At 40.1% G+C, this 24,510-nt stretch carries 22 protein-coding genes and 1 pseudogene; 16 read left to right on the forward strand and 7 right to left on the reverse strand.

Annotated elements, in window-relative coordinates; translation table 11 throughout:
- Positions 1-4 precede the first annotated feature (4 nt).
- Positions 5-601, reverse strand: a complete 597-nt coding sequence (locus tag LF817_RS13910) for a flavodoxin family protein (RefSeq protein WP_253936407.1) — start codon at positions 599-601, stop codon at positions 5-7.
- 397 nt (positions 602-998) lie between these two features.
- On the opposite strand from LF817_RS13910, the gene sigI reads away from it, so the two are divergent.
- The 5 genes from sigI (at position 999) to LF817_RS13935 (ending at position 6,745) form a co-directional block, all read left to right on the forward strand.
- Positions 999-1,736, forward strand: a complete 738-nt coding sequence (gene sigI, locus LF817_RS13915) for an RNA polymerase sigma-I factor (RefSeq protein WP_253936408.1) — start codon at positions 999-1,001, stop codon at positions 1,734-1,736.
- Positions 1,733-3,178, forward strand: a complete 1,446-nt coding sequence (locus LF817_RS13920) for an anti-sigma factor domain-containing protein (protein WP_253936409.1) — start codon at positions 1,733-1,735, stop codon at positions 3,176-3,178. The genes sigI and LF817_RS13920 overlap by 4 nt, the downstream gene beginning before the upstream one ends.
- Before the next feature lie 99 nt (positions 3,179-3,277).
- Positions 3,278-3,676, forward strand: a complete 399-nt coding sequence (locus tag LF817_RS13925; RefSeq protein ID WP_253936410.1) for a DUF1499 domain-containing protein — start codon at positions 3,278-3,280, stop codon at positions 3,674-3,676.
- A complete protein-coding gene (locus LF817_RS13930) occupies positions 3,676-5,097 on the forward strand; it encodes a dihydrolipoyl dehydrogenase family protein (RefSeq protein ID WP_253936411.1) in 1,422 nt (473 codons plus the stop codon). Before LF817_RS13925 ends, LF817_RS13930 begins: the two co-directional genes overlap by 1 nt.
- 85 nt (positions 5,098-5,182) lie before the next feature.
- A complete protein-coding gene (locus tag LF817_RS13935; RefSeq protein WP_253936412.1) occupies positions 5,183-6,745 on the forward strand; it encodes a bifunctional GNAT family N-acetyltransferase/carbon-nitrogen hydrolase family protein in 1,563 nt (520 codons plus the stop codon).
- Between the two features lie 41 nt (positions 6,746-6,786).
- Here LF817_RS13935 and LF817_RS13940 read toward each other — a convergent pair whose 3' ends face one another.
- Positions 6,787-7,020 carry a YhdB family protein gene (locus tag LF817_RS13940; protein ID WP_253936413.1) on the reverse strand — a complete coding sequence of 78 codons (234 nt, stop codon included), beginning with the start codon at positions 7,018-7,020 and terminating at the stop codon, positions 6,787-6,789.
- 160 nt (positions 7,021-7,180) lie between these two features.
- On the opposite strand from LF817_RS13940, the gene LF817_RS13945 reads away from it, so the two are divergent.
- The 5 genes from LF817_RS13945 (at position 7,181) to LF817_RS13965 (ending at position 11,974) form a co-directional block, all read left to right on the forward strand.
- On the forward strand, positions 7,181-7,636 hold the full coding sequence (locus tag LF817_RS13945; protein WP_253936414.1) for a hypothetical protein: 456 nt from the start codon (positions 7,181-7,183) through the stop codon (positions 7,634-7,636).
- A 738-nt stretch (positions 7,637-8,374) separates the two neighbouring features.
- Positions 8,375-8,926, forward strand: coding sequence for a YhcN/YlaJ family sporulation lipoprotein (locus LF817_RS13950; RefSeq protein WP_253936415.1), 552 nt, complete (start codon positions 8,375-8,377; stop codon positions 8,924-8,926).
- Positions 8,927-9,056: 130 nt separating this feature from the next.
- Positions 9,057-10,460, forward strand: a complete 1,404-nt coding sequence (locus tag LF817_RS13955) for a SpoVR family protein (protein ID WP_253936416.1) — start codon at positions 9,057-9,059, stop codon at positions 10,458-10,460.
- 144 nt (positions 10,461-10,604) lie between these two features.
- Positions 10,605-11,480, forward strand: coding sequence for a D-amino-acid transaminase (dat, locus tag LF817_RS13960; RefSeq protein ID WP_253936417.1), 876 nt, complete (start codon positions 10,605-10,607; stop codon positions 11,478-11,480).
- A gap of 59 nt (positions 11,481-11,539) precedes the next feature.
- Entirely contained in the window at positions 11,540-11,974 is a 435-nt protein-coding gene (locus tag LF817_RS13965; protein ID WP_253936418.1) for a hypothetical protein, read from the forward strand.
- A 234-nt stretch (positions 11,975-12,208) separates the two neighbouring features.
- On the opposite strand, the pseudogene LF817_RS13970 reads toward LF817_RS13965, so the two are convergent.
- A pseudogene (locus LF817_RS13970) lies at positions 12,209-12,671 on the reverse strand (transposase); the annotation flags it as partial.
- A 313-nt stretch (positions 12,672-12,984) separates the two neighbouring features.
- Here LF817_RS13970 and LF817_RS13975 point away from each other — a divergent pair.
- The 3 genes from LF817_RS13975 to LF817_RS13985 all read left to right on the forward strand — a co-directional run bounded on the left by LF817_RS13975 (position 12,985) and on the right by LF817_RS13985 (position 16,775).
- Positions 12,985-13,998 carry a TAXI family TRAP transporter solute-binding subunit gene (locus LF817_RS13975; protein ID WP_253936419.1) on the forward strand — a complete coding sequence of 338 codons (1,014 nt, stop codon included), beginning with the start codon at positions 12,985-12,987 and terminating at the stop codon, positions 13,996-13,998.
- Positions 13,999-14,143: 145 nt separating this feature from the next.
- Positions 14,144-14,662: a DUF1850 domain-containing protein gene (locus LF817_RS13980; protein ID WP_253936420.1), complete on the forward strand. Its 519-nt coding sequence runs from the start codon at positions 14,144-14,146 to the stop codon at positions 14,660-14,662.
- On the forward strand, positions 14,655-16,775 hold the full coding sequence (locus tag LF817_RS13985) for a TRAP transporter permease (RefSeq protein ID WP_371925066.1): 2,121 nt from the start codon (positions 14,655-14,657) through the stop codon (positions 16,773-16,775). Before LF817_RS13980 ends, LF817_RS13985 begins: the two co-directional genes overlap by 8 nt.
- 375 nt (positions 16,776-17,150) lie before the next feature.
- On the opposite strand, the gene LF817_RS13990 is transcribed toward LF817_RS13985, so the two are convergent.
- The gene (locus LF817_RS13990; RefSeq protein ID WP_253936421.1) at positions 17,151-17,774 is read right to left on the reverse strand and encodes a YczE/YyaS/YitT family protein; all 624 of its coding nucleotides are present in this window, start codon (positions 17,772-17,774) and stop codon (positions 17,151-17,153) included.
- A 136-nt stretch (positions 17,775-17,910) separates the two neighbouring features.
- On the opposite strand from LF817_RS13990, the gene LF817_RS13995 reads away from it, so the two are divergent.
- Both LF817_RS13995 and LF817_RS14000 read left to right on the forward strand, forming a co-directional pair.
- Positions 17,911-18,672, forward strand: coding sequence for a (S)-benzoin forming benzil reductase (locus LF817_RS13995; protein ID WP_253936422.1), 762 nt, complete (start codon positions 17,911-17,913; stop codon positions 18,670-18,672).
- 950 nt (positions 18,673-19,622) lie between these two features.
- Positions 19,623-20,681: a dipeptidase gene (locus LF817_RS14000; RefSeq protein ID WP_253936423.1), complete on the forward strand. Its 1,059-nt coding sequence runs from the start codon at positions 19,623-19,625 to the stop codon at positions 20,679-20,681.
- A 71-nt stretch (positions 20,682-20,752) separates the two neighbouring features.
- On the opposite strand, the gene LF817_RS14005 is transcribed toward LF817_RS14000, so the two are convergent.
- Positions 20,753-21,613, reverse strand: a complete 861-nt coding sequence (locus tag LF817_RS14005; protein WP_253936424.1) for a DMT family transporter — start codon at positions 21,611-21,613, stop codon at positions 20,753-20,755.
- Positions 21,614-21,757: 144 nt separating this feature from the next.
- Here LF817_RS14005 and LF817_RS14010 point away from each other — a divergent pair, with 144 nt between their 5' ends.
- Positions 21,758-22,036, forward strand: coding sequence for a hypothetical protein (locus tag LF817_RS14010; RefSeq protein WP_253936425.1), 279 nt, complete (start codon positions 21,758-21,760; stop codon positions 22,034-22,036).
- Positions 22,037-22,083: 47 nt separating this feature from the next.
- Here the strand turns inward: LF817_RS14010 and LF817_RS14015 are convergent, their stop codons facing one another.
- Both LF817_RS14015 and LF817_RS14020 read right to left on the reverse strand, forming a co-directional pair.
- The gene (locus LF817_RS14015; RefSeq protein WP_253936426.1) at positions 22,084-23,745 is read right to left on the reverse strand and encodes a putative ABC transporter permease subunit; all 1,662 of its coding nucleotides are present in this window, start codon (positions 23,743-23,745) and stop codon (positions 22,084-22,086) included.
- Positions 23,738-24,460: an ABC transporter ATP-binding protein gene (locus LF817_RS14020; RefSeq protein WP_253936427.1), complete on the reverse strand. Its 723-nt coding sequence runs from the start codon at positions 24,458-24,460 to the stop codon at positions 23,738-23,740. Before LF817_RS14020 ends, LF817_RS14015 begins: the two co-directional genes overlap by 8 nt.
- Between the last annotated feature and the right edge of the window lie 50 nt (positions 24,461-24,510).

Here is a 24,510-nt window from a genome sequence, read left to right on the forward strand (position 1 = left end):
GGGTTTAAACTTGTGAGGTATCTTCGATCAAAGGGATGGGGCTGAAGTCAAAAATCTCCGCGAAGTTAATTAAATTTGAACACATGCGAAACACCTTTTGTCCTGTTTGTGCGGTTGAGTCTGTATCATAAGGATCGCTGCATATCGTGCTGGAATGAGGTGGAATGGTAAACCCGAGCATTGATAAACTGTAAATGATTGATTGTACAGCTAACCTGGCTCCGCCTTCACCTTGTTCGACAGCAATGACTCCTCCTACTTTGTTGTAGAATAACTGCTGTCCTTTCTTATTTTTCATGTCATGATAACCTTGTAATCGTTCAATGATTAAAGTTGCTATGCTGCTTTTCTCACCAAGTGTGATCGGTGTCGCGAACAAGATGATATCTGCTTCGCATATTTTTTTGAAAATAAATGGCCAGTCATCATTGCCGTCCAGATTACTGGTAATGCCAAAAGTAATTTGGAAATCACGTAAATGGACCCTTTCGATATCTACTTGTTCTTTTTGGAAGACCAATGCTGATTTATTCAACAGTGTTTCAGTTTCAGTTTCGTTATGACCTTTTTCAAGACTGCAGTTCAACAATAAAGCTTTCATAATTTTCACCTCCTGGAAATTGATTAATCAATGGAGGTTTAACCTAAATAGTCATGAAATAAACTTTATCGCCTTTTATGAGTACAAAGAACTAGTTATAATTGGTTAGTTAAGGATAAAACGCCTATTAGGAAATATGTAGGTTATAAGTCCTGTGTTTTGAAATGATTATTTAACAAAATGTAAATAGAGTGTGGTGGAATTATTGGTGGTTATTAAGTAAAATTGGTTTGCTTGATAAATTACCAATACTCACTCTCCTTATACAATTAGATAAGAGTACTTCAGTTGCATCGGTTGATACACAATTGTAACTAAAATGAAACTTTTTTGAAAAAAACGCCCATAGAATAAAAGAGAAACCCGAAAATATATGAGTGGCCGGAGGTGATAAAGGTTGATTAAACGCCTGTTAAGAAGTGATGATGCCTCCCTTGATGATAGAGTTACTGCGGCTAAAGAGGGAGACGAAGAAGCAAAAAATGAAATTCTGATACAGTATCAACCTTTTATCGCCAAAAGTGTATCTGAAGTATGTAAACGATATATAGACCCTGATAGAGATGATGAATTCAGTATCGGCTTATCCGCCTTTAATGAGGCGATCCATGCATATTCTTGTGAGAAAGGATGTTCTTTTTTATCTTTTGCCAAGTTGGTGATCAAGCGCAAAGTCATCGACTATATCCGTAACGAGCAGAAGAAACCAAAAGTCGTATCCTTGGATGAAGAATATATAGATGATGAACAAATGGAGAATCCATCTGAAATCCAAGCAGCCAAAGATCGCTATGTGCTGGAAACTGAATCGTGGTACAGGAGAGAGGAAATTAAGGAATTTCAGTCTCAGCTTCAAAAGTATAATTTGACGTTTGAAGAATTGACCATATCCTCTCCAAAACATGTGGACGCTAGGGAATCTGCGATTCAAGTCGCCCGCATCGTTTTCAATGATGAAAATTTAAAGGAAACCGTGCTTTTGAAAGGGCGTCTGCCTATGAAGGAATTGATTCAGAAGGTAGAGGTCAGTAAAAAGACGCTGGAACGTAATCGTAAATTCATTATCGCCATGGTACTCATCCTAGACGGGGACTACATTTATCTAAAAGAATATTTGAAGGGGGTGGGTATGTGAGAAAAGGTATTGTCATGGAGCAAAGCAAGAAATACACCATCATTATGACTCACGATGGTTTATTTCATAAAGCAAAACGTTTGAAACGCGCAGAAGTTGGAATGGAAGTTCATTTTCAGCCACTTCATGCGTCTAAAATCAAGCAAACCTTTTTTCTCCATAGAACAAGATTTGCTGCTGTCACTATGGCTTTCCTTCTTACGTTATTCCCTACATTCTATTGGTTTGAGGATAATAAAGCGTTCGCTTATGTCAGCGTTGATATCAACCCAAGCGTGGAACTGGAAGTCAACAGTGACATGGAAGTGTTAGACATTCAGTCGTTAAACGATGATGCAGAAAAATTAGTCTCGAAACTTGATGGATGGAAAAATAAACCAGTAGCTGAAATAGCACTCGAGATGATTTCTATTAGTCAGAATGAGGGATATATGAAGCTTGGCCGAGAAGTATTGATAGGGGTAAGTTACATAAAGGAAGGCGACTTTGATTTATCTAATGAAATTGAAGTTTTCTTGAACAATGAGTTAGAGGGATTGATGCTAGCCTCTTATAATGTGCCTAATACCGTTCATCAAAGGGCTGAACAGGAAAATACTTCAGTTAATAAATTAATGGCAGAATCCCTCGACGGGGAGAACGACAAATTTCACCTCGATTCAGGGGTCATTGAAAATGAGGATCGCGCAATAATTCAAGCTTTTTACAATGATGGTGAGTCACTACATCCTGAAAAAGAAAAAGGCTCAGACGATAGTCAAAAACTAGAATCGGACGAATCATCACAAATTCCAGTTAACGATTCTGAAGGTGCTCCTGATCAACATCCACATTCAGTTCCCCAGCCTTCCGCTCAGGTGAAATACTCTGAAACGAATCCCCCAGATAAGCCAGATAAAGATCAGGTAACTCCAGGGACGGCAGGGAAAGAAAAAACCCCCAATAATGATAAGCAGTCAAAAAAGCGTCCTTTGTCCAATAGTAATAGTGAAGAGAAGGGTAACCACAAACTTGAAAAGAAAGCAAAAAGCCGAACGGATACGGTAGATAAACAATCTGAAAAGAAAAATAATCTCCCTTCAAAGAAGGATGAAAATAAAACAGACAAGTCATATTCAAAGAACAATGAAAAAGGCAAAGCTGATAAAGACCAAGACAAGAAAAAAGATAAAAGCAAAACTGATAAAGATCAAGATAAGGACAAAGATAAAATTAAAGCTGGTAAAGATAAAGACAAGAAAAAAGATAAAAGCAAAGCTGGTAAAGACCAAGACAGGGACAAAGATAAAAATAAAAGCAAAGTTAAGGATAAAGGTAAAACCAAAGAGAAAGACAAAAACGAAGGCAACGACAAAAGAGATAAAAGTCCAACAAATGAAAAGCAGAAGAAAGATAAAAACAACAACAATGGTAATAATAACGGCAACGAAAAAAAGAAATAATGGACTTTATTCAAAGAATGACACTTCCAAACCTATGGAAGTGTTTTTTAATGAAGGAAATAGTGAATATACTAGGGAAGGATGAAGGAGGAACTGATTATGAATAAGAATTACTTAGGAGTAAAAGACGGGGAATTAGCCCCGTGTCCAAAGTCCCCTAATTGTGTATCTACAAATACAGATCAACGGGATAAATTAATGGAACCACTGCCTTTTGTTCAATCAAAAGATACGACCAAGACGGCCATTAAATCAATTATAGCCAAGATGGGAAGATCAACGATAAAAGATGAAACAGATGACTATATTCATGTAGTTTTTACTTCTAAATTGTTGAAATTTAAAGATGATGTGGAGTTCTATTTAGATGATTCCTCCGGCTTGATTCATTTTCGATCGGCTTCAAGAACAGGTTATTCAGACCTCGGTGTTAATCGCAAAAGGATGGAAGAGTTTTCTGAGCACTACTACAATTGGATTGAAGAGGAGAAGAATTAATGAAATATGATTACCAAATAGCCGTTATAGGCGGGGGATCCGGCGGACTTACTGTGGCAGCAGGTGCGGCAAGTTTCGGCGCTTCAGTTGCTCTGATTGAGCGAAAGGATGAGCTCGGCGGGGACTGTCTTCACTATGGCTGTATGCCGTCTAAGGCATTAATACAAGCTGCATCCGAAGTGCAGGTAGCTTCTGAACAGACTGAACTTACTTCAAACCAATACGATCTCCTTTTTAAAAAAGCTATGAATAAAGTTAGCGAGGCTGTTGCCGACGTTCAGTCCCATGATTCAAAACAACGATTTATAGATATGGGAGTCGACATTTATGAAGCGTCCGCACAATTTGCAGACAATCATACCCTGAAAATTGGCGATCGTACAATTACTGCGAAACGTATTGTAATTGCTACTGGTTCTTCACCAGCGGTCCCTTCTATTGAAGGAATTGAAGATGTGGAATATTTGACCAATGAATCCATTTTCTCATTAAAGGAAAGGCCAGGGCATCTTATGGTTATCGGAGGAGGAATTATTGGTTTAGAGTTAGCCAATGCGATGGCACATTTAGGGGTGAAAGTGACGGTCGTCGAGAACTCTGAGTATCTACTTTCAAAAGAAGATATTGAAATTGCACAATCAGCCCAACAGATACTTTCGGAGCATATTGAATTTGTAACTGAAGCGAAGGTAAACAAAGTAGAAAAATCAGGAGGGCAAATTCATGTGCAGTACCAACAAGGTAATCGAATAGAACAAGTGGAAGGTTCTCACTTACTTGTTGCTGTAGGCAGAAAACCGAATGTGGGAACGCTTGAATTGAATAAAGCAGGAGTTCAGGCAAAAAGTGGAGCTATTGAGGTCGATGAAACGTTAAGAACTCATCAATCACATATTTATGCTGTCGGTGACTGCAACGGTTCGATGCCTTTTACACATGTAGCTGGAATGGAAGGGAAAATCGCTGTATCGAATGCTGTGCTAGGGTTATCACGAAAAGTATCATACAATAAAATTCCCTGGGTCGTTTATACATCTCCTGAAATTTATCATCTAGGTCTAACTGAAGAGGAGGCCAATGAAAAGTACGGTGATCAGCTGTTAACCTTTAAAACGAAGCTTAAGGACGCTGACCGTTTTATGGCTGAGAGGAATAAGAATGGACTCGTAAAAGTGATGACTACGGAAAAAGGAAAAATAGTAGGTGCCCATGCCATAGGTGCTGGAGCCGGGGAATGGATGCAGGAAATAGGCACTTTGCAAGCTTTGAACAAGAAGTTTCAGACTTTATCCAATGTCATCCACCCGTATCCTGCCAGAAACAACGTTGTATCTCAGACAGCGGACTTGTATTGGCGGGAAAAGCTGTTCAACAGCAAATGGAACGACGCCATAAAATGGTATGTGAAGAAATTCCGATGAACTCTTATAGAGAGCTAGACAATAGCTAAGTGGATTAAGTAGGATAGAGAAGAGTGAACACTTTGATTTAGAAAGGAAATCCGTGATGTCTAAGATTGATTTATCTCAATTTGAGAAAAAAATGATCGTACGTAATACGCAGGATGGAGATATTGATCAATTATTTGAGTTGCAGAAAAAATGTTTTCCTAATATGGAACCTTGGAAAAGAAAGCATATTGAAAGCCATTTGCGTCTTTTCCCTGAAGGACAGTTTGTCGTGGAGTATGATGGGGATATTATAGGCAGTTGTTCAAGTTTAATCGTCAACTTTGATGAATATGATGATAAGCATACATGGGATGATATTACGGATGAAGGTTATATTACGAATCATGATCCTGACGGGTATAATCTTTATGGGATTGAAGTAATGGTTCATCCTGATTTTCGCGGCATGAAAATTGGGAGAAGATTGTATGAAGCGCGTAAGGATTTAGCTAGAGAATACAATTTGAAAAGTGTAATCATCGGAGGGAGAATTCCCAATTACCACAAGCATGAGAATGAATTATCACCAAGAGAATACGTTGAAGAAGTTCGCAATCAGAATATTTATGACCCTGTCCTGACTTTTCAAATTATGAATGGGTTTACGGTAATGAGAATCAATCCAAATTATTTACCCGATGACAAACTTTCTTCTAAATATGCTACGTTAATGGAATGGAACAATATAGACTATAGGGCACGTACGAAACGTCATTTTAAGACAAGTCATCCTGTCCGCATCATGGTGATTCAATATATGATGAAAAATATTGATACCTTTGAAGAATTCAGCCGTCAGTGTGAATATTATGTGGATGTTGCGGCGGATTATGGCTCTGACTTTGCTGTATTTCCGGAAATTTTTACGACTCAGCTTATGTCCTTTTTAGAAGAGAAAGTTCCTTCGAAATCCGTGAGGAGACTATCTGAATATACAGAAGAGTACATTGAAATGTTTACTCATTTAGCTGTGAAATATAATGTTAATATTATCGGTGGCTCTCATTTCGTCGAAGAGAATGATCAGATTTACAATATATCCTATCTGTTTCGACGGGACGGCACTATTGAAAAACAATATAAAATTCATATCACGCCAAATGAGCGGACTTGGTGGGGGATTCAGCCAGGAGATGCTGTGAAGGTTTTTGATACGGATTGTGGAAAAATAGCCATTCAAATTTGTTATGATATTCAATTTCCGGAACTTGCACGATATGCCGTAGACCAAGGCGCAAATATAATTTTCGTACCTTTCTGTACAGATGACAGGCAGGGATATTTACGGGTGAGATATTGTGCGCAGGCTCGTGCAATAGAAAACCAGGTCTATACAGTAATTGCTGGTACCGTAGGTAATATGACGCAAGTCGAAAACATGGATATTCAGTATGCTCAGTCCGGCATATTTACGCCCTCTGACTTTGAATTCGCAAGAGATGGTATTGTGGGAGAGTGCAATGCTAACGTCGAATCTGTTGTTGTTGGAGACGTTGATTTAGAAATATTAAGGAGACAAAGAAAGTCTGGAACTGTAAGGCAGCTCCATGACCGCCGCAGAGATTTGTTCGACCTTTCATTTAACGTCAACACAGAATTCAAACCAGAAAGAACGTAAGAAAAGCCACCGCGCCAGTTCATTTAGGCGGGGTGGCGTATTTATACATAAAGAGTCGGTTGTGTCGCAGCTTGTGCATGGTCTATATAATGTAATAAATTTTCATGTGTTACATATAGAGACGCTTCAGAGTCGGGGTAATGGTAAGCGTGCAAAAAAGATTCGATCTTTTTGGCTAAAAAATGATCATTGGTCCTTACCATGAGGACGAGTAAGTCGTCCCATTGACCCCAGATCATAAAGTTCAAAGCTTTTTCATAGTCGTCTTGGTACATTAGGTCACTTCCTTAAAGTAAGGAGTGTTTTTATTATCTCCATGGAGGGTACCAAGAAAACAGAGAGTTCCTCACATTAATGGAAATATCGACAATTAGGAAAAAGGAATAAATAACGTCTGATTAGATTCTTCAGGAAAATGGAAGGAGTCGTAGGTTCATGAGTGCAAGGCAGTGGGTTTGGATTAATTTAGGTGGTGTTTTTGCATTTGGGCTATTTTTTGTCTTAAGCTTAATCACTAGAGGTCACACAGCTTTTGTAGTTTTAACGGAAATCATCGGTTTAGCAGCACTTGGCTTTGCAATAGCCGCAATCATTTACAGAAAAAAAGATTTAAGGTGGTTAGCTATATCTATTATCAGCTATATGACGCCTTGGCTTGTTTTCGCGATCGGGCATGAAGCGGGAGTAAATGCATCGAGTACTTTGAAAGGGCTTTGGTTTTTCCCTTTCTATATAACCATTATTGCTGGAATGTTTTTTATAAAACGCAGTTATCATTATTTAGAAGGACTATTTAAGTTACTACCGGCTTTTTTCTTATTTTTTCATTCGATTCTGCTTTTATACATGATTGCTCTACATATATGGTGGGTTCTACCCTTTCAATCGTAAAGCCTTCTTCGGGAGGCTTTTTTATTACTTTGTTTCGTGGCCCTTAAATAAAAATTAATTTGATGTGGATACTATAGTTTGAAAATGGAGAAAGTTTAGTGTTAGTAAAAGATTGTTCTTTAACTAACTGGCAGGATACTTTAAGACTCAGTTTCGAGATAGCCAGGGTTCGTGGCTGTAATGAGAGTCTGGTGTGGTTGGGAAGCTACTCGCTTTCCTGTAGGGTATCTGCTGTTCCGTCAACATGATAAGTGGAAGGTGGTTTTAGGAATGGACTCGCTTTCCGTGGGAGTGCGGTGAGCTTCCTCAGGCTGTCGCCTTCCTTGATCTCACCATTCACTCTCATCCCACAGGAGTCTCGCCCATTCCTAAAACCACCTAACTTATATTAAGAGACGGAACTAAGAAAAGAGAAGCAAAAAAATCTCTTGTACCAACGTTTCCGCCGCCCTTCACTATAGATGTGCTTTCTCGAAATCGCCTGGATAAGAACTTTCATAGGAGCGTTAAACTAAAATGCTCTGGTTATAGCATTTTAGTTTTAAAACTTCCTGAATATCTCGAACCTGAGCCTTCCACTAAAGGGAGCTTTAGATTAACAAGTAACTAAAAACAATCCTATACTTTTATCAGAATTTTTTTACCGATTTTAAAAGAAAGTTACTGCCGTAAATTCCTTTTCGAATAAATCATTTCTCCTTACACATACTACCGTTAAGAACGGAAGGAGGGATGAACATGAAAACGAAAATAAAAGCAGTAATGTTTGGATTACTGGCAGCTTTTACGTTAACAGCTTGTCAAGCTGAACAAGAATCAAGCCCCAATGATGGCAATTATGATGGAGTAGAAAATACAAGATTTGAAAGAACAGCTGACCAGGATAACAGTGAAAGCACTAACAACAATCAATATGATAACGACAGAGGTATGCGACATAACACCAACTATCATGTAGCAGAAAAAGCAGCTGACCGTATTGCAAAAGACGTAGACGGAGTGAAAGACGCATATGTTTTGAAAACTCGTGATAATGCTTATGTTGCGGCAGTTTTGAATAATCAAAATGGAGACTCTGAAGAAGTTTCTGATGAAGCTGAAAAACAAATCACAAAAATTGTTAAAGACTCAGATCAAGATATTGAGAATGTTTATATTACAACCAATCCTGATTTTGTCGACCTCTCTAATCAATATGCAGAGGACGTGGAAGAAGGAGAACCTGTGGAAGGATTTTTCCGTGAATTTGGAGAAATGGTTGATCGGGTATTCCCAAACGAAAATAGCTGAGCAGCAGTCAGGATTCTCTAAATTAGAGGACCCTGACTTTTTGTATACTTATCGAAAATTGCCTCCATGTAGTTCATTTATATAGCATTTCGTCATATAGATAACTATGTATATTAAAGGAGGGGGCACTTTGAGAGCGGAAGAACAACTGAATTTAGAACGGGCTATTCAAGAGATTACGGAAATCGCCATCGGGTTTGGTCTCGATTTCTATCCTATGCATTATGAAATTTGTCCTGATGACATTATCTATACATTTGGTGCTTACGGAATGCCTACGCGTTTTTCCCATTGGAGCTTTGGAAAGCAGTATTACAAGATGAAACTCCAGTACGACTTGGGTTTAAGTAAGATTTATGAGCTCGTGATCAACTCTAATCCTTGTTACGCATTTTTATTGAATTCCAACAGTTTGATCCAGAACAAGCTGATTGTAGCTCATGTGCTGGCTCATTGTGATTTCTTTAAAAATAATGCTCGTTTCCAAAATACGAAGCGTGATATGGTGGAGAGCATGGCAGCTACAGCTGAGAGAATTGCCGCTTATGAAAAGAAGCATGGAAAACAAGAAGTGGAATCATTTTTGGATGCTGTTTTAGCTATTCAGGAGCATATAGACCCGTCTCTCGTCCGTCCTAAGCTTTCGTGGCAGCCTGATCAACCAGAGGAACAAATAAAGAAGAAGCGTACACCATACGATGATATTTGGACAATAGGCGAATCCCCTGATGAGCCTACGTTTAAGAAAAGTAAAAAATTCCCTCCTCAACCTGAAAAAGATATTCTTTTATTCATCGAACAATTCAGTCGAGAGCTCGATGACTGGCAATGCGATATTCTTACGATGATGAGAGAGGAAATGCTTTATTTCTGGCCGCAATTGGAAACGAAAATTATGAACGAAGGCTGGGCCTCATTCTGGCATGCAAGAATCATCAGAGAAATGGATTTGACGAGTGGGGAGTCGATTGATTTTGCTAAGCTGAACGCGAGTGTCGTCCAGCCATCCAAAACCCAATTGAACCCCTATTACCTAGGTTTGAAAATATTTGAGGATATAGAAAAACGCTATGATCATCCAACAGAGGAGATGATACGCCACGGTATAAAACCTGGGTCTGGCCGAGAGAAAATGTTTGAAGTCCGGGAAGTAGAGTCCGATCAGAGCTTCATAAGAAACTATTTGACGAAAGAACTTGTTCGCGAAGAAGATATGTACTTATTCCAAAAACAAGGACAAAAATATAAAATAACAGATAAAGATCACGAAGCTGTTCGTGATCAGCTTGTGACGATGAGAGTGAATGGAGGCTTTCCATATATCACAGTGGAAGACGGAGATTACATGAAGAGTGGTGAGCTTTATTTAAAACACCATTACGAGGATGTAGAACTGGACTTGACTTATTTGGAAAAAACGCTTCCTTATCTATACCAGCTGTGGGGACGTCCAGTACACATGGAAACGAGAGTAGAAGATAGAGATGTAGCGTTTAGTTACGGAGGAAAAAGGGTTCAGAAAAAGTATTTATAAGTATTACAGTAAAGGCTATCCACATAATGGATGGCCTTTTCTAGGTATATGGTATGATATTGATTTGATTTAACTAATTCATCCATTAAAATTAGATTTTTTGGTAAACTAGTCGTTAAACAGAAAAGCTTAGGAGGCCGTGCGATGAGTGTATATGAATATGTGCTGACCCAGAAAGATTTTGTTCATAAGAACGATTTGAATTATCCGTTTGAAGAGAGAGGATTACAATTCGGTGATGGAATTTATGAAGTCATCCGTGTATATAAAGGACGGTATTATTTAATTGAAGAGCATGTGGAAAGGTTATTTCGATCAGCGGAAGCTGTAAAAATCAAAATGCCTTTCACAAAGCAGGATTTTTATCACCAGTTAGATGAACTTCTTCAAAAAAATAAAATTAATACAGACGCCAAAGTATACCTGCAGATTACAAGAGGATCAGCTCCTCGTGATCATGCTTTCCCTATAAGTACAGACGCGAACTTATATGCCTATGTCCAGGACTTACCTAGAAAAGAAGACCTTATGCGAGAGGGTGTATCAACCATTACTCAGCCAGATGTTCGCTGGGACTGGTGCTATATCAAAAGTTTGAACCTGCTGCCCAATGTGATAGCGAAACAGGAAGCCAGTGAAGCCGGCTGTTTTGAAGCGATCTTGCATAAAGATGGGGAAGTGACAGAGTGCAGTTCGTCCAATGCCTATTTTGTAAAAGATGGGAAGGTCTACACCCATCCCGCAAAGAAAAATATACTTCACGGATGTGTAAGGATGAAAGTGGAACAGTTTTGCAAAGAGGAAGGCATTCCATTCATAGAGGAATCTTTCCGGATCGAGGATATTCAATTTGCTGATGAACTTTTCTTATCAAGCAGTACAGCTGAAGTGATGCCGATCATTGAAGTTGATGGGAAAAAAGTGAAAGAAGGCAGACCGGGTCCAGTGACGAGAAAAATCCAGGAAAAATATGAGAAGGACGCAAAGATTGGGGAAGAAGCTTCAATTTTCGCAAAATAGACGTTTTATTCTAAATATGCTATTATGACCCTGCTTACATTATGCGCAGGAGGGTTATCATGAAAAAGATACACCTTGAATTGAACGAAAATCAATATAAGAAGCTGGTCGAATCTGTATTTCTCGGAACTTGGATGGTGAATTCCACTAAAATGGAATTAGATGAAGATTTTGAAGAGGTTCGGGAACTTGTATTATCAAAATATAAGGAAGCTGAATTAGAAGATAAAATTAATTATCAAGAAGCTTTTGGAATACATGATCTCCAAATGGATTATGAGAAAGAGTTATTTACAAAGTATGTAGATGAGTATGAAGAATTTAGTTTCTGGGATATGTTAATCGAAAAATTATCTGAGAAACGATTGAAGGAAGAGTATGGGGAGCTTACTTCTCCGTTAACAGAAGAAATGATAGAGCGTCGTCTTCAGCTTGAGGAAGAGATCGGGGAAAAGTTAGAAGAACAGGGTATAACAAATCTAGACTTTAAATAAATAGCGCCTGGTAGGACGTATGAACTAGTTTATACGTCCTCAGCTTGTAGAGAAACCCCGTGTTTTCCTACAAGCTTTTTTTGTGCGCCTGTGCGGTCAAATACCACTCGCTTTACGCGGACGAACGCCCGAGCCTCCTCGTGAAAACCCCACTGCGGGGTCTCGGATCGCCCGTTTTTCCGCAGGAGTCTCCTGGTATTTGACCGCCCTTCACCTAAAAAGACTCTCCTTCACCTAACTCACCTTGGTTAGGTGAAGGGCAATCTTTTTCATGTTCTGGCAGGCAGCCGTCATCAGCGCCTGTTCCTTCACTTTCTCCGGCAATAGCGCAGCCCATGCAATTCTTTTGAATCTGCGAAGCTACGCTCGACTTTCTCTTTTCTTATGCAGTATATCCACTTTCCTTCATTGGAAAGCCGGTTCAAGCGAACCTGCTCTTTGTCATCCTCCCAAACATGACGCGTGATCGTTTTCTGCTGCTCTTGATTTTGGGTGCACTGAGCGAGAAGAGGACATTCCTTACATCGTGCGGGCTCTGATTTGTAATGGTGATATCCACCACGATCTGTGGTGACATATGTCAGTTCTTCCCTCGTGGGCAGACGTAAGTATTGCGATCTTTATCATATTTGTATTTCCATTTTGCTAGAAATCCTTTCCTGGTTTGAAATCGACGGTAGGCAATCACTCCAAATACTGAAATCAGAAAAAAATCAGGCTGTCGAGAAAGTCTCGACAGCCTGAGGACGTATGAAACTAGTTCATACGTCCTTTTTGGATCCTTGACCATTATCTTGGTATCGCTAATGTTACAATACAGTAAAGAGAGTGGGTTTAAAGTGATATTTGTAAAGCTATTTTAATTTTTGAAAAATTCATGTAAAATAAGAGTGTCGCTAATGTAAACTTTCATTACATTAAAGGGCGCACATCTGATTGTTAAACTGTACATACTCTAGAACGGTTTACTGGTCAGGTGTTGTCATAAAAACTAATAGGGAGGAATTTACATGTTTAGTAAGAAAGGCTTATTAACAGTTGCAATGTTGTTAGCGCTGTCTTTAGTTTTGATCGCATGCGGCGGCGGAACTTCCGACGGCGGCGGTGACGAAGGTGGAGACGGCGGTGACGAAGGTGGCGGCGGAGAAGAGCAGTTCTTGCAAATTCTCACCGGCGGTACTGAAGGCACATACTACCCATTAGGCGGTACATTTGCTCAAGTTATTAACGATAACCTTGATAACGTGGAAGCGAATGCAACTTCAACCGGTGCTTCTGTTGAGAACATGAACGCTATAAGCGGTGGTGATGGAGAGATTGCATTTACTCAAACCGATATTGCCTCTTATGCTGCTGAAGGAGAGGTAATGTTTGAAGAAGCAAATGAAGATTTCGGTGCTATTGGAACTCTTTACCCGGAAACGATTCAAATTGTCACAACTATGGACAGTGGAATAGAAACAGTGGAGGACTTGGAAGGGAAAACCGTTTCTGTTGGAGCTCCTGGTTCAGGCACGAATGCTAATGCGGACAACATTCTAGATGTACATGGGCTGAACATAGATGAAGATATCGAAGCTCGTGACCTTGATTTCGGTGACTCCACCACTGGTATTCAGGATGGGACAATTGATGCAGCATTTATCACCTCAGGTACACCAACTGGTGCAGTCGAAAGCTTAGCAGCTTCAGTAGATGTCAACATCGTGAGTATTTCTGCGGAGAAAGCTCAAGAATTGATGGATGAGTTCAGCTACTATTCTGAAGATGAAGTACCAGACGGCACTTACGGTCTTGAGGAGGCTGTTCCGACAGTAGCTGTACAAGCTATGCTTGTAGCGCACAGTGACCTTAGTGAAGATATGGTATATGAAATGACGAAAGCTATCTTTGAAAATACAGATCAGATTTCTCACGATAAAGGAGAAGAAATCGACGCTGAAAGTGCACTGGAAGGGGTTGGAGTAGACCTTCATCCGGGTGCACAGAAGTATTTTGATGAAGAAGGCATTAGTGAAGAGTAAAAAAGCATATTCATAGGACCAAGGGGCTGTCCCGGGTTTTTCACTTACGTGATGGAAGCCTGGAACAGTCCTTAATCTTGTATGTGAATTATTATAGACAGCATGTCAGTTCTAATTAAACATTTTTGCCTAGGTGTGGATGAACATGAAACGTCGCGGAGTATACACCACTATAGCAAGCTTGATCATAGGGGTATTCATTATAGGTTTGATATTTTATCCTTACCGATCTGTTGTTTCCTTTGAAAAAATGGATCGGCAAGGACCAAATATTTATCTGCCACTCACTGAAGGAAAACATTTTCAAGTGAAGTATACACATTCAGTCCATTTATCGGATGTTATTGAAGAATATGAAGTGAAGAAAGAGCGGTTGTATCCTATTCAACTTATTTATGAAGATACTGGCATAGGCATGCCCTCAGGTGCAGGCGAAGGAGAAACTTTTGAAATGAAAGATGGAAAGTATTACATTTCTAATATTCAAGGGTACCATGATTCCATCAGCTTGTCGGTCGGTGCAGTGCGTGCAGACCACACGATACGCTATGAAAACCGTTCCTATTTGTTAAAAGACTACATTGGGGCAGGCTCAGTGATTACTATCAAGCCGTCCCATGTTTCAAATTGGAATTTGATGAGAGGAGAGACGCTAAGTGAGTGAAGAAAATAATAAAGTATCAGTAGAAAAACAAAAAGAGATCATGGAAAAATACGACCCTGAAGGAGGAGTAAGAGAATTAACCGGGTGGTTAGCGAAAGTAGCATTCATCGGATTGCTTTCCTTCTCCTTATTCCAGCTATATAGTTCTACGATACACCCTTTACCTGCACAGATACTGAGATCTGTACACGTAGGTTTCGGTTTAGTATTAATCTTCTTACTTTATCCAGCTACTAAAAAGAATCGTAAAAAAGGTAAAATAGCCTGGTATGATATTGTACTCGCCCTTTTAAGTATAGTAGTAGGAACTTATTGGCTGTTCTTTTATGAAGAAATTGTTTCAAGTGCCGGTGCATTAACGACGCTCGACTTTTATGTAGGGGTACTCGCAGTGCTTCTTGTTCTTGAGGCTACTCGCCGGGCAGTGGGAATTCCGATTACAGTGATTGCCATCGCCTTTCTTGTCTATGCCTACTGGGGTCGACAGATGCCAGGGTTTCTCGTGCATAGAGGTGTGGACGTAGATAACCTTGTTCAATCGATGTTCTTTACGACCGAAGGGATCCTCGGTACCCCCATAGCCGTATCCTCCACCTTCATTTTCTTATTTCTACTTTTTGGGGCTTTCCTCGTGAAGACAGGAGTCGGACAATATTTTAACGATTTAGCTGTGACACTTGCTGGTAAACGCACAGGAGGGCCAGCTAAAGTAGCTATATTTTCCAGTGCGCTTCAAGGAACGATCAGCGGGAGTTCTGTAGCGAACGTGGTAACCTCGGGTGCTTTTACGATTCCGATGATGAAAAAGCTGGGTTATCGAAAGGAATTTGCCGGCGGCGTAGAAGCGGCCGCTTCTACTGGCGGGCAGCTTATGCCGCCGATTATGGGTGCTGCTGCATTCCTTATGATTGAATTCATAGGCGTGGATTACTGGACGATTGCTAAAGCTGCCTTGATACCTGCTATTTTATATTTTACAGGAATCTGGATCATGACTCACTTTGAAGCTAAACGAACAGGGCTCAGCGGGTTAGGTGAGGAAGAAATGCCTGATCGTAAAGAGGTTTTCAAGAAGCTTTACCTGCTGCTTCCCATAGTAGCGATCATCCTTTTTCTGAGTAGTGGAATGAGTGTGATGCGTGCGGCCTTATATGGAATTTTAACCACTATTCTTGTCGGCCTGCTGCGAAAAGAGAAATTCCGCAAGATTTATATTGCCGCTTTTGGAGCAGGTTTTGCCGGCTACACAATATACAGCTTCACTGCCGGCGGATTTGATTTGGTGACAGCAGTAATAATTGCGATAATGGTGACCATAGTAGTGAGTTATTTATTTGATGGGAATTTAGTGGAATCCATTGAAGCGCTCGTGGATGGTGCGCGCACTGCTCTAGGTGTCGTAGCTGCTACAGCAGCGGCTGGAATCATCGTAGGTGTCGTAACTAAGACGGGTCTTGGCCTTAAATTAGCCAATAGTCTAGTAACACTGGCTAATGGAGAGGTTCTGCTTACTCTATTCTTTACGATGCTTGCTGCAATAATATTAGGTATGGGTTCGCCAACAACAGCAAATTATGTTATAACTTCTACCATTGCTGCACCCGCTGTAATATTATTAGGGGTAGCTGATTTGCCTGCCCATTTGTTCGTATTTTATTTTGGAATTATCGCCGATATTACACCTCCAGTAGCGCTTGCCGCGTTTGCTGCTTCCGGGGTGGCATCATCGGAACCGATTCGGACTGGGCTGATTGCCGCCAAGCTCGCAATAGCTGCTTTTATCATTCCGTACATGTTTGTGCTTGAGAACCAGCTGCTGCTGATCGGGGTGGATAGTCCTGTTGAGTTAATTTGGATATTGTTCACTGCGATTTCCGGAATGATTGCCATAGGGGCTGGACTCGTAGGCTATTGGTTCCGTAAAATGGAATGGTATGAAAGAATTCCAGCTGTTATTGGGGGATTATCACTCATTTACCCAAGTACTATGAGTGATGTGATCGGACTTTCAATATTTGTCGTTCTGCTCGGTCTGCAATTCTTAGTGAAAAAAGATATGATCGGTGTTCCTGTTTACAAAGTAAAACCTGCTAAATCTTCTCATCAATCATAATGGTAATCTCTTAGTAAACTAAGTTTGATCATAACACCTAATAAAGTTCAGAGTCGCTATACGACTCTGAACTTTACTTTTGTGAAATTCAGTAAAAAATGAGGGGGGATCTAGATCAATGGATTCTTGGGTACTCTTACAATATAACGGAATGGAGCCCTCTGGATAACTGTTAGTTAACTGAGAAGCTTTGGAACCTGCCAAGGTATTGTTCATAAGTGGGTATTGATCAATAGTAGGCTGCTGATGAGAATGATACTGCTATTAAACTTAATGAAAGCTAGGATGTTAAAAAATCGAGTATGGATACCTTTATGGCACCATACTCGATTTTTTAACATTGTCTTTAACAATTTCTAAACAAGAGACCTCTTTTTAACTTCTGCTCGTTGACTCACTCCACATTTCCCCTACAGGCCTGGATAACTGATAAGACCATTGGATGAATGGGCCGAGTACGAGCGCGACAATTAAGGTACCTATTCCGACAGGTGCTCCCAGTAAAAAGCCGATAAGAGCCATGCCGGATTCGGTGAATATCCTTATAGTACTTTTTGATTTCTGTGTTCTTTGATTCATTACCATCATAAAATGGTCAAGAGGTATACGAGGGAACGGAGTGCGCAGATAAACTGCTATTCCTGCTGCTGTAGCAAGCAGCCCTAATGTGAAGACCCCCCACTGAGAATACCAAGCTGAGTAACTCGCGTCATTCAGCATTCCATATAGAAAAAAATCAAGGGTCCTCCCGCGGATTATGATCGGAAGTAAGGATTCATATTGAGGTCTTTTATGCTCTAGCTTTGCATTGACCAATAATAAAATGATGAATGCAATGATCATAACTGTACCTACTGTAATTGGAGAGTGCATGGAGATACCGACAGCCACACTGTCTCCGGGCCCCACCCCTAAACCTGAACGTATAATCAAAGCAAGGCCAAGACTGGATACTACTAATCCCACTGTGTAAATAATGAACAAATATAAATATTTCATAGATGACTCCTTCATTCTTGAAGAATCTTTCATTATCATATATGCTGAAATCTTTATTGTAAAGGTATAGTACCCGACTAATGTTTTATAGGCAAAAGGATAGGGAATTTTAATAAAAGTTAAAGGAGGAAGAAGTATGCAATATGCAATCGTTACAGGTGATTCAAAAGGTTTAGGTCAAGCTATCGCGACAGAGTTTATTGAAAAAGGAATCCATGTGATTGGGGTATCGCGGACTTATAATCATTCTCTTGAACAATTAGCAAAAGAGAAAGAGGCTGACTACTCCCATATTCGATGCGATTTTAGCGATACTGATGATCTGGCGCAAGGTATTGATAAGGTCATGTACTTAGCTTTTCAAAGGGACTCTGAAATGGTTTATTTGGTGAACAATGCTGGAGTCATCGACCCGATAGAGACGGTAGGAAATCTCGAGGCAGATACACTGTATAGACATATGCAGATAAACGTTAATACTCCGATATTGATGATGAACAGGTTTTTGAAGGAAGCGGATGAACAAGGAGTGAAAGGCAGGATTATCAACATTACATCGGGAGCAGCCGAAAAATCTGTTCACGGTTGGAGTGTTTATAGTACTGGTAAAGCAGCAATCAATCGTTTTACAGAAACCACCGCTTTGGAGCAGAAGGAAGCTGGTAAGGAGCACCTTGTGATAGCATTCAGTCCAGGGGTAGTTGATACAGATATGCAAGGTGAAATTCGGTCAGCTGACTCTTCTTCTTTTGCGGATGTCGATAAGTTCAAACAGATGAAGGAAAAGGGACAGCTTCGATCGCCTGATGCTGTAGCCCAAGTGCTAATGCAATTACTTGACCGGCAGGATATAGAAAACGGGAAAGTCTATAAGTTATATGATTTAATTGAAGAGTAAAAAGGAAAAAGGAAGGATTTTTTCCGACCTTATCTGAATCGCCCCCTCCTCAAATGGGGGTTTTTTTATAAGGCTAGGGTAAAGGTGGTTGTTGATATTGTTAAGTGATGTATTCAACAATATGACCAGGATAGTGGAAGAATTCAATTCGAGATGATCTGGGTTCGTTGCCCTATTAAGAGTCAGGGGTGGTTGGGAAGCTGCTCGCTTTCCTGTCGGATCTTTGCTGTTCCATCATCGTGATGAGAGGAAGGTGGTTTTAGGAATGGATTCGCTTTCCGTGGAAGTGCAGTGAGCTTCCTCAGGCTTCGCCTTCCGGGATCTCACCAATCACTCTCTTCCGACGGGAGTCTCGTCCATTCCTAAAACCACCTTGTTTAAAAGTGAGAGATGGAACTTAGAAATTAGTTCTCATGGACCAATATTCGGAGAAATTAAATAAGTAAGCTACCTGAACAATTGGCATAGACCACTGGAGTGCTATCAAGCTTCAGCGCTTTTTTACTTAAGAATTCAAGCAGCTTCTTAACCACCCCATGCAAAGTAAATGAAAAAACTTTTACCAAGAAGCAGCGTCTTCTATAGGAATGTCCGGTTAGAATATAGCGCTCTACAGCAAAGTTTTCAACATGGCAGCATATTAGACATCCACCATACGAACATCAATGTTCATCTTTTCTTGAAGCGGTTTCGAGAAACTTATATGGCAAAGGGGCGGAGGGAAACGGTAAGACTCCTGGGGGAGGAGCGGGACAGGTGAGACCCCGGAGAGCGAAGCTCGAGGAGGCTCAGCGCCCGCCCCCCCGGAAAGCGATCCGTTTCCCGGAGCCCCCAAATTCTCATGATGTCTCGAAACTGAGTCTTCCACTATAGGGAGCTTATATGAATATCAACACGGAACTTTGAAAAAGCCTTTGTATAATCATGTCCACATGAGAGGAGTGCAATAGTTGAATTATAAAGTATTCGACGGTCATAATGATACGTTATTGAATATTTATCAACAACAACTTGGCAAAGAACGGTCTTTTTTTGAGGAATCTATTTACGGTCACTTGGATTTTCCAAGAGCTGGAAGGTCGTTGTTCAGTGGAGGTTTCTTTGCCATCTTTCCGCCACCGACAGCGGAATTGATGGTGCCTGATCCTGAGGATCACTTGACAGAGGATGGGTATGATGTTCCTCTTCCTTCAGAAGCTGACCCTGAAGCCTGCCGCAAAGTGACGCAAGATATGATAGACCTTTTATATGAGTGGGAAAAGGAATCAAATGGGCAGTTTAATGTAGTAAAGGATGCCTCATCCTTAGAAGAGTCTCTGCTGCAAGGGAAAATAGCGGCTGTTTTACACTTTGAGGGGGCAGAGGCTGTAGATCGAGATTTAAAAAACCTCGAAACATTTTATCAACAAGGTTTGAGGTCCTTAGGTCTTGTGTGGAGCCGACCTAATGCATTTGCAACTGGTGTGCCTTATCGTTTCCCTTCTACCCCTGATATTGGGGAGGGTTTGACAGAAGCAGGGAGACACCTCGTGAGAAAATGCAATGAATTAGGAATCATGATAGATACATCCCATCTGAACGAAAAAGGGTTTTGGGACGTAGTGAATGAATCGAATGCACCTATTATAGCTACCCATTCCAATGCACATGCTCTATCCCCTATTTCAAGGAATTTGACTGATGATCAAATCACAGCTATCGCAAAGTCAAAGGGGGTAGTCGGTGTTACGTATAGTGTAAATTTGCTGCGTTCTGACGGAAAGATGTCCACGGATACTTCTTTACAGAAAATCATCGATCATATTAAATACATGGCGGACCTGGTTGGTGTGGATCATGTGGCACTAGGCTCGGATTTTGACGGTACTACGATACCCGATGCAATGAAAGGTGTAATTGGAATACCTGAGCTAGTGCAGCTCCTTGAGGATAACGGCTTTTCTTCATCCGATGTGAATAAAATTACTCACGGAAACTGGCTTCGCGTACTTAAGGAGACATGGATTTAATAACTGAGCAGGCTTTTGATCATATTTTGTGTGAAGATAGGAAAAGCGATTATCCATAAAAGGACAATCGCTTATGCGGCAGCCGCCTCTTTGTTGTTCCTCAAGAACATATAGAACGAAGCACTGAAGATAATGATGTACCCTAAAATACTCAGCCAGTCTGGCACTTGTCCAAATAAGAGGATACTGATCAAAGCCGAATAAACTACGGTGGAATAAAAGAAAATAGAGATTTCTCTTGCTGGAGCAAACTTATAGGCGATCGTTAGCCCGAACTGGCCGATTGTTGCGAATCCACCGGCGGATAGCAAATATATCCATTGCTTACCTGTCATAGGCTCATAAAAAGCGATCGTAAATGGAGTTAGAGAAACTGTCGTAAAGAAAGAGAAATAGAAAACGATCGTATAAAATTTCTCTTTATCTCCTAACACGCGTAAAAGCGTATAAGCTCCTGCAGCGAAAACAGCCGAAAAGAAACCGGCCAAGTATGGAACGAGTTCTACTGAAAATTGAGGTTTGATAATAAAAAGAGTCCCTAAAAATGCGATAATTATTGAAATGACCTGATATGGCTGTGCTTTTTCCTTAAGAAATATGGCAGAAAAAATAATCAATAAAAACGGACTTAATTTATTCAGCATATCGGCATCAGAAAGAACGAGGTTATCAATGGCATAAAAAAATAAGACCATACCTATTGTTCCTAGAGCCGAACGTGATAATAACAGTTTTTGGTTTTCTTTTTTTCCAAATATACGTTCTTTATGATAGATGACGAGTCCAAAGGCAATAATAGCAGAAACAAGATTACGGAATAATGTTTTTTGTACTGTCGGAACGTCGCCGGACAATTTAACTAAAGCGGCCATCATTGAAAATCCAAAAGCTGAAATAAGCAGTAAAATGATGCCTTTGTTTCGATTACTCATTCTTATGTCCTCCATCAATCTATAGCTTTTACAAAAACACCTTTACTATCCTAATACAAATCGTTTTAGATGAAAAGTATAAAACGGATAGATTGACGAATAAGCTTTGCGCCGTTAAGATTTTAAACAAAGAGGAGGGATGTTTTGATATATTCCCAGCCCATCGTCTGGACAACACGTAAAATTAAGCATAACCAACAGCATTACATTGAGAAAGAAGCTTCGGTGGATTTATATAAAGATGAGGTCGTAACCCCATTCGATCGGTTCCCCATAAAAGAAATCCATGATGTATCCTACCGTCCTTTACCTGGTAAGTTGAGCTTTTTTTATTTACACACCGTGCGAGGCGTTTATACCTATAGAGTGAAAAGCTCTCCGGAGGACTGGATCGCTGAGTATAAAAAAATTCAAATTAAATGAATCCTCTCTCCGAAAAAGGAGAGAGGGTTCATTTTTTGTGGTAAATATTATTGGTGTATAGAATAATAATGGGTGCGAATAACTTTTTTTAGTATCAAATGGCAGACAAAAGAAAGAAGGATAAAAGCAGCTGTGAGAATAGATGAGGTCATCCACAACCCTTCGAGCCAGTCAACATTCCATAAAAATAGAATGATGCTTCCGAATACGACAACCTCAATTATGAGAGCCAGTATGCCGATCAATCTTCCTTTGAATACTTCCCGTTCATCGGTCCATTGTAAATTCGGGGTGTAAAGATCAAGTGTCGTTCCGGCGACCGAAGTGATCCAGTTTATTATAAGAGACATCCCGAACCAAATAACTCCAATGCCGATCGGGATATTTGCGAAAATAAATGCTACGGCACCAATGACAAGTAATGTGAGTAAATTGATGCAAAAAGCTGCCCATACTTTGCTCATAATAACGGTCTCGGCTTTAATCGGCATGTATAAATGGTTGAACCAGCTTTTCCCGTCACGAGAAATAGAAGAAATCGAGGCGGGATTAATACCTAAAGCAAAGACGGTAAATCCAGTCATCGCAAGTATAAAGCGCTTTGGTTCAATTTCTTCGACCATACTCCCCAAACTGCTTATAGAAAAATCACCCCCGTTTGAATCAAACAGGATAACAACGATGAATAAAACAGGAAAAACTAAAGACTGCACAATAATTTGAGTGAAGAATGTCGGTGTACGAAAGATGGTACGCATCTCCCTGACCCAACTAATAAAAAGAACATTGCTTTGTTTTATTTTTTTAGTAATTTTTTCTTCATCGAATTTCTTTTTTGATCCTCCGGAGAGCCCTAGAACTCCTTTGAAATAGAGTTTCTGGCCAGCAGTTAAATAGAGGACAAATGCACAAGCAATGATTATTAAACTCAGTACTAAAAATAGAAAGCCCCGTGCTGACACAGGATCTGTCAAAGTGATCGAATGTAAATAAGCAGTAGGAAAAAACGTAGTGATGGTGTTCAACAAACCATTTTGCTCTTCGATCAAGCAAGCGAGATCTTCTCCCGCATCCGTAGAGGAATTATTCATTCTCAGCACTATGTTGATACCGATTATAAATATGAAAGTGAATAGTCCAGCAAAAATTTTCATCCGGTCTTTATTTTTCGAGAGGTTAAGAAAACGCATTCCATACATAACGATGATAGCAGTCAGGACAAAAGGAAGGACAGGCGTGACAGTCCATAAGATGAGTGCGTATATATAATAGAGAACCCCCGATCCACTATGCATCCCGAATACGATTAACCCTGGAGCGAGAACTGCCGCATTTGTCACATAAAGGGTAATGAATGGTACGGCCGATTTACCAAGCATGATTTGAAAAGGGTGATAGGGAAGGGAAAGAAATGATTCAATATCCTCCGCAAAATAGAATGAACTTAATATGGATCCTACACTTACGAGAATAAGTACGACAAACATAGAAATAAATAGAAGCCCCAGAATAAAGCTTTCATTCCCTGCAGGCTCCAGTATATTATAAAGTCCACCCACAATGCCATCAATCGCATAAAAGATAAAAATAGAGAAAGGTATGGCAAATATGAATAAAAAAGCATAGCCTATTTGTTCACTTGTACTTTTACCTGCTAAAGAGAACTGCATTTTGACGATCGTACGAACCAGCTTCCAAGTTTTATTCATTTTGAGTCAGCTCCAGAAATACTTTTTCCAGGTTGTCATCTTCTTGAAACTGTTGTTTCATTTCACTCATGTTCCCAAGAAATTCAATGTGCCCATTATTGATAATGGCAACCTCGTCACAGAGCTGTTCGACCACTTCCAAGACGTGGGTTGAGAAAAAAACTATATTTCCTTTGTTCGCGTGTTCTCTCATCATTTCTTTTAACGTATAGGATGATTTAGGATCCAAACCAGTTAGGGGCTCGTCTAAAATCCACACTTCAGGCTCGTGCAGCAAAACTCCTGAGATTACTATTTTTTGTCTCATACCATGAGAGTAGGTTAATATATGATCGTTCAATGACTCGTATATGCCGAAGCTTTTCGCGTAATACTCAATTCTTTTTTTTCTGATGTCTGTCGGTACGTCATACACATCAGCAATGAAGTTCAAGTATTCTATTCCTTTTAACCTTAAAAAGACATCAGATCGATCCGGAACATATCCTATGCGTTTCTTTGCTTCAAGCGGGTGCTCAGTGATATCAAATCCGTTGATTGTGATCTTTCCTTGCTCGATAGGTAAAATGCCGGTAATCATTTTAATGGTTGTCGATTTTCCAGCTCCATTTGGACCTAGAAACCCAAAGATTTTTCCATCTTCAACGGTTAGAGAAAGATTTTTAACTGCTGTTTTACCAGAGAATTCTTTTGTAACTTGTTGAATGTCTATCAAATGAAGGCCTCCTTTCTACTTGCACGTATTATTTACGGTTGAATTGGACG

The organism is Halobacillus sp. A1 (assembly GCF_024189295.1).
Lineage (GTDB): Bacteria > Bacillota > Bacilli > Bacillales > Halobacillaceae > Halobacillus_A.

Bases quoted from the DNA above. Each gene is read 5' to 3' on its own strand.
- LF817_RS13965 (WP_253936418.1), top strand. From the start codon at position 11,540: ATGAAAAAGATACACCTTGAATTGAACGAAAATCAATATAAGAAGCTG.
- LF817_RS14005 (WP_253936424.1), bottom strand. From the start codon at position 21,613: ATGAGTAATCGAAACAAAGGCATCATTTTACTGCTTATTTCAGCTTTT.
- LF817_RS13935 (WP_253936412.1), top strand. From the start codon at position 5,183: ATGTCTAAGATTGATTTATCTCAATTTGAGAAAAAAATGATCGTACGT.
- LF817_RS13950 (WP_253936415.1), top strand. From the start codon at position 8,375: ATGAAAACGAAAATAAAAGCAGTAATGTTTGGATTACTGGCAGCTTTT.
- LF817_RS13980 (WP_253936420.1), top strand. From the start codon at position 14,144: ATGAAACGTCGCGGAGTATACACCACTATAGCAAGCTTGATCATAGGG.
- LF817_RS13930 (WP_253936411.1), top strand. From the start codon at position 3,676: ATGAAATATGATTACCAAATAGCCGTTATAGGCGGGGGATCCGGCGGA.
- LF817_RS13940 (WP_253936413.1), bottom strand. From the start codon at position 7,020: ATGTACCAAGACGACTATGAAAAAGCTTTGAACTTTATGATCTGGGGT.
- LF817_RS13925 (WP_253936410.1), top strand. From the start codon at position 3,278: ATGAATAAGAATTACTTAGGAGTAAAAGACGGGGAATTAGCCCCGTGT.
- LF817_RS13945 (WP_253936414.1), top strand. From the start codon at position 7,181: ATGAGTGCAAGGCAGTGGGTTTGGATTAATTTAGGTGGTGTTTTTGCA.
- LF817_RS14015 (WP_253936426.1), bottom strand. From the start codon at position 23,745: ATGAATAAAACTTGGAAGCTGGTTCGTACGATCGTCAAAATGCAGTTC.
- LF817_RS13995 (WP_253936422.1), top strand. From the start codon at position 17,911: ATGCAATATGCAATCGTTACAGGTGATTCAAAAGGTTTAGGTCAAGCT.
- LF817_RS13910 (WP_253936407.1), bottom strand. From the start codon at position 601: ATGAAAGCTTTATTGTTGAACTGCAGTCTTGAAAAAGGTCATAACGAA.
- LF817_RS13990 (WP_253936421.1), bottom strand. From the start codon at position 17,774: ATGAAATATTTATATTTGTTCATTATTTACACAGTGGGATTAGTAGTA.
- LF817_RS13975 (WP_253936419.1), top strand. From the start codon at position 12,985: ATGTTTAGTAAGAAAGGCTTATTAACAGTTGCAATGTTGTTAGCGCTG.
- dat (WP_253936417.1), top strand. From the start codon at position 10,605: ATGAGTGTATATGAATATGTGCTGACCCAGAAAGATTTTGTTCATAAG.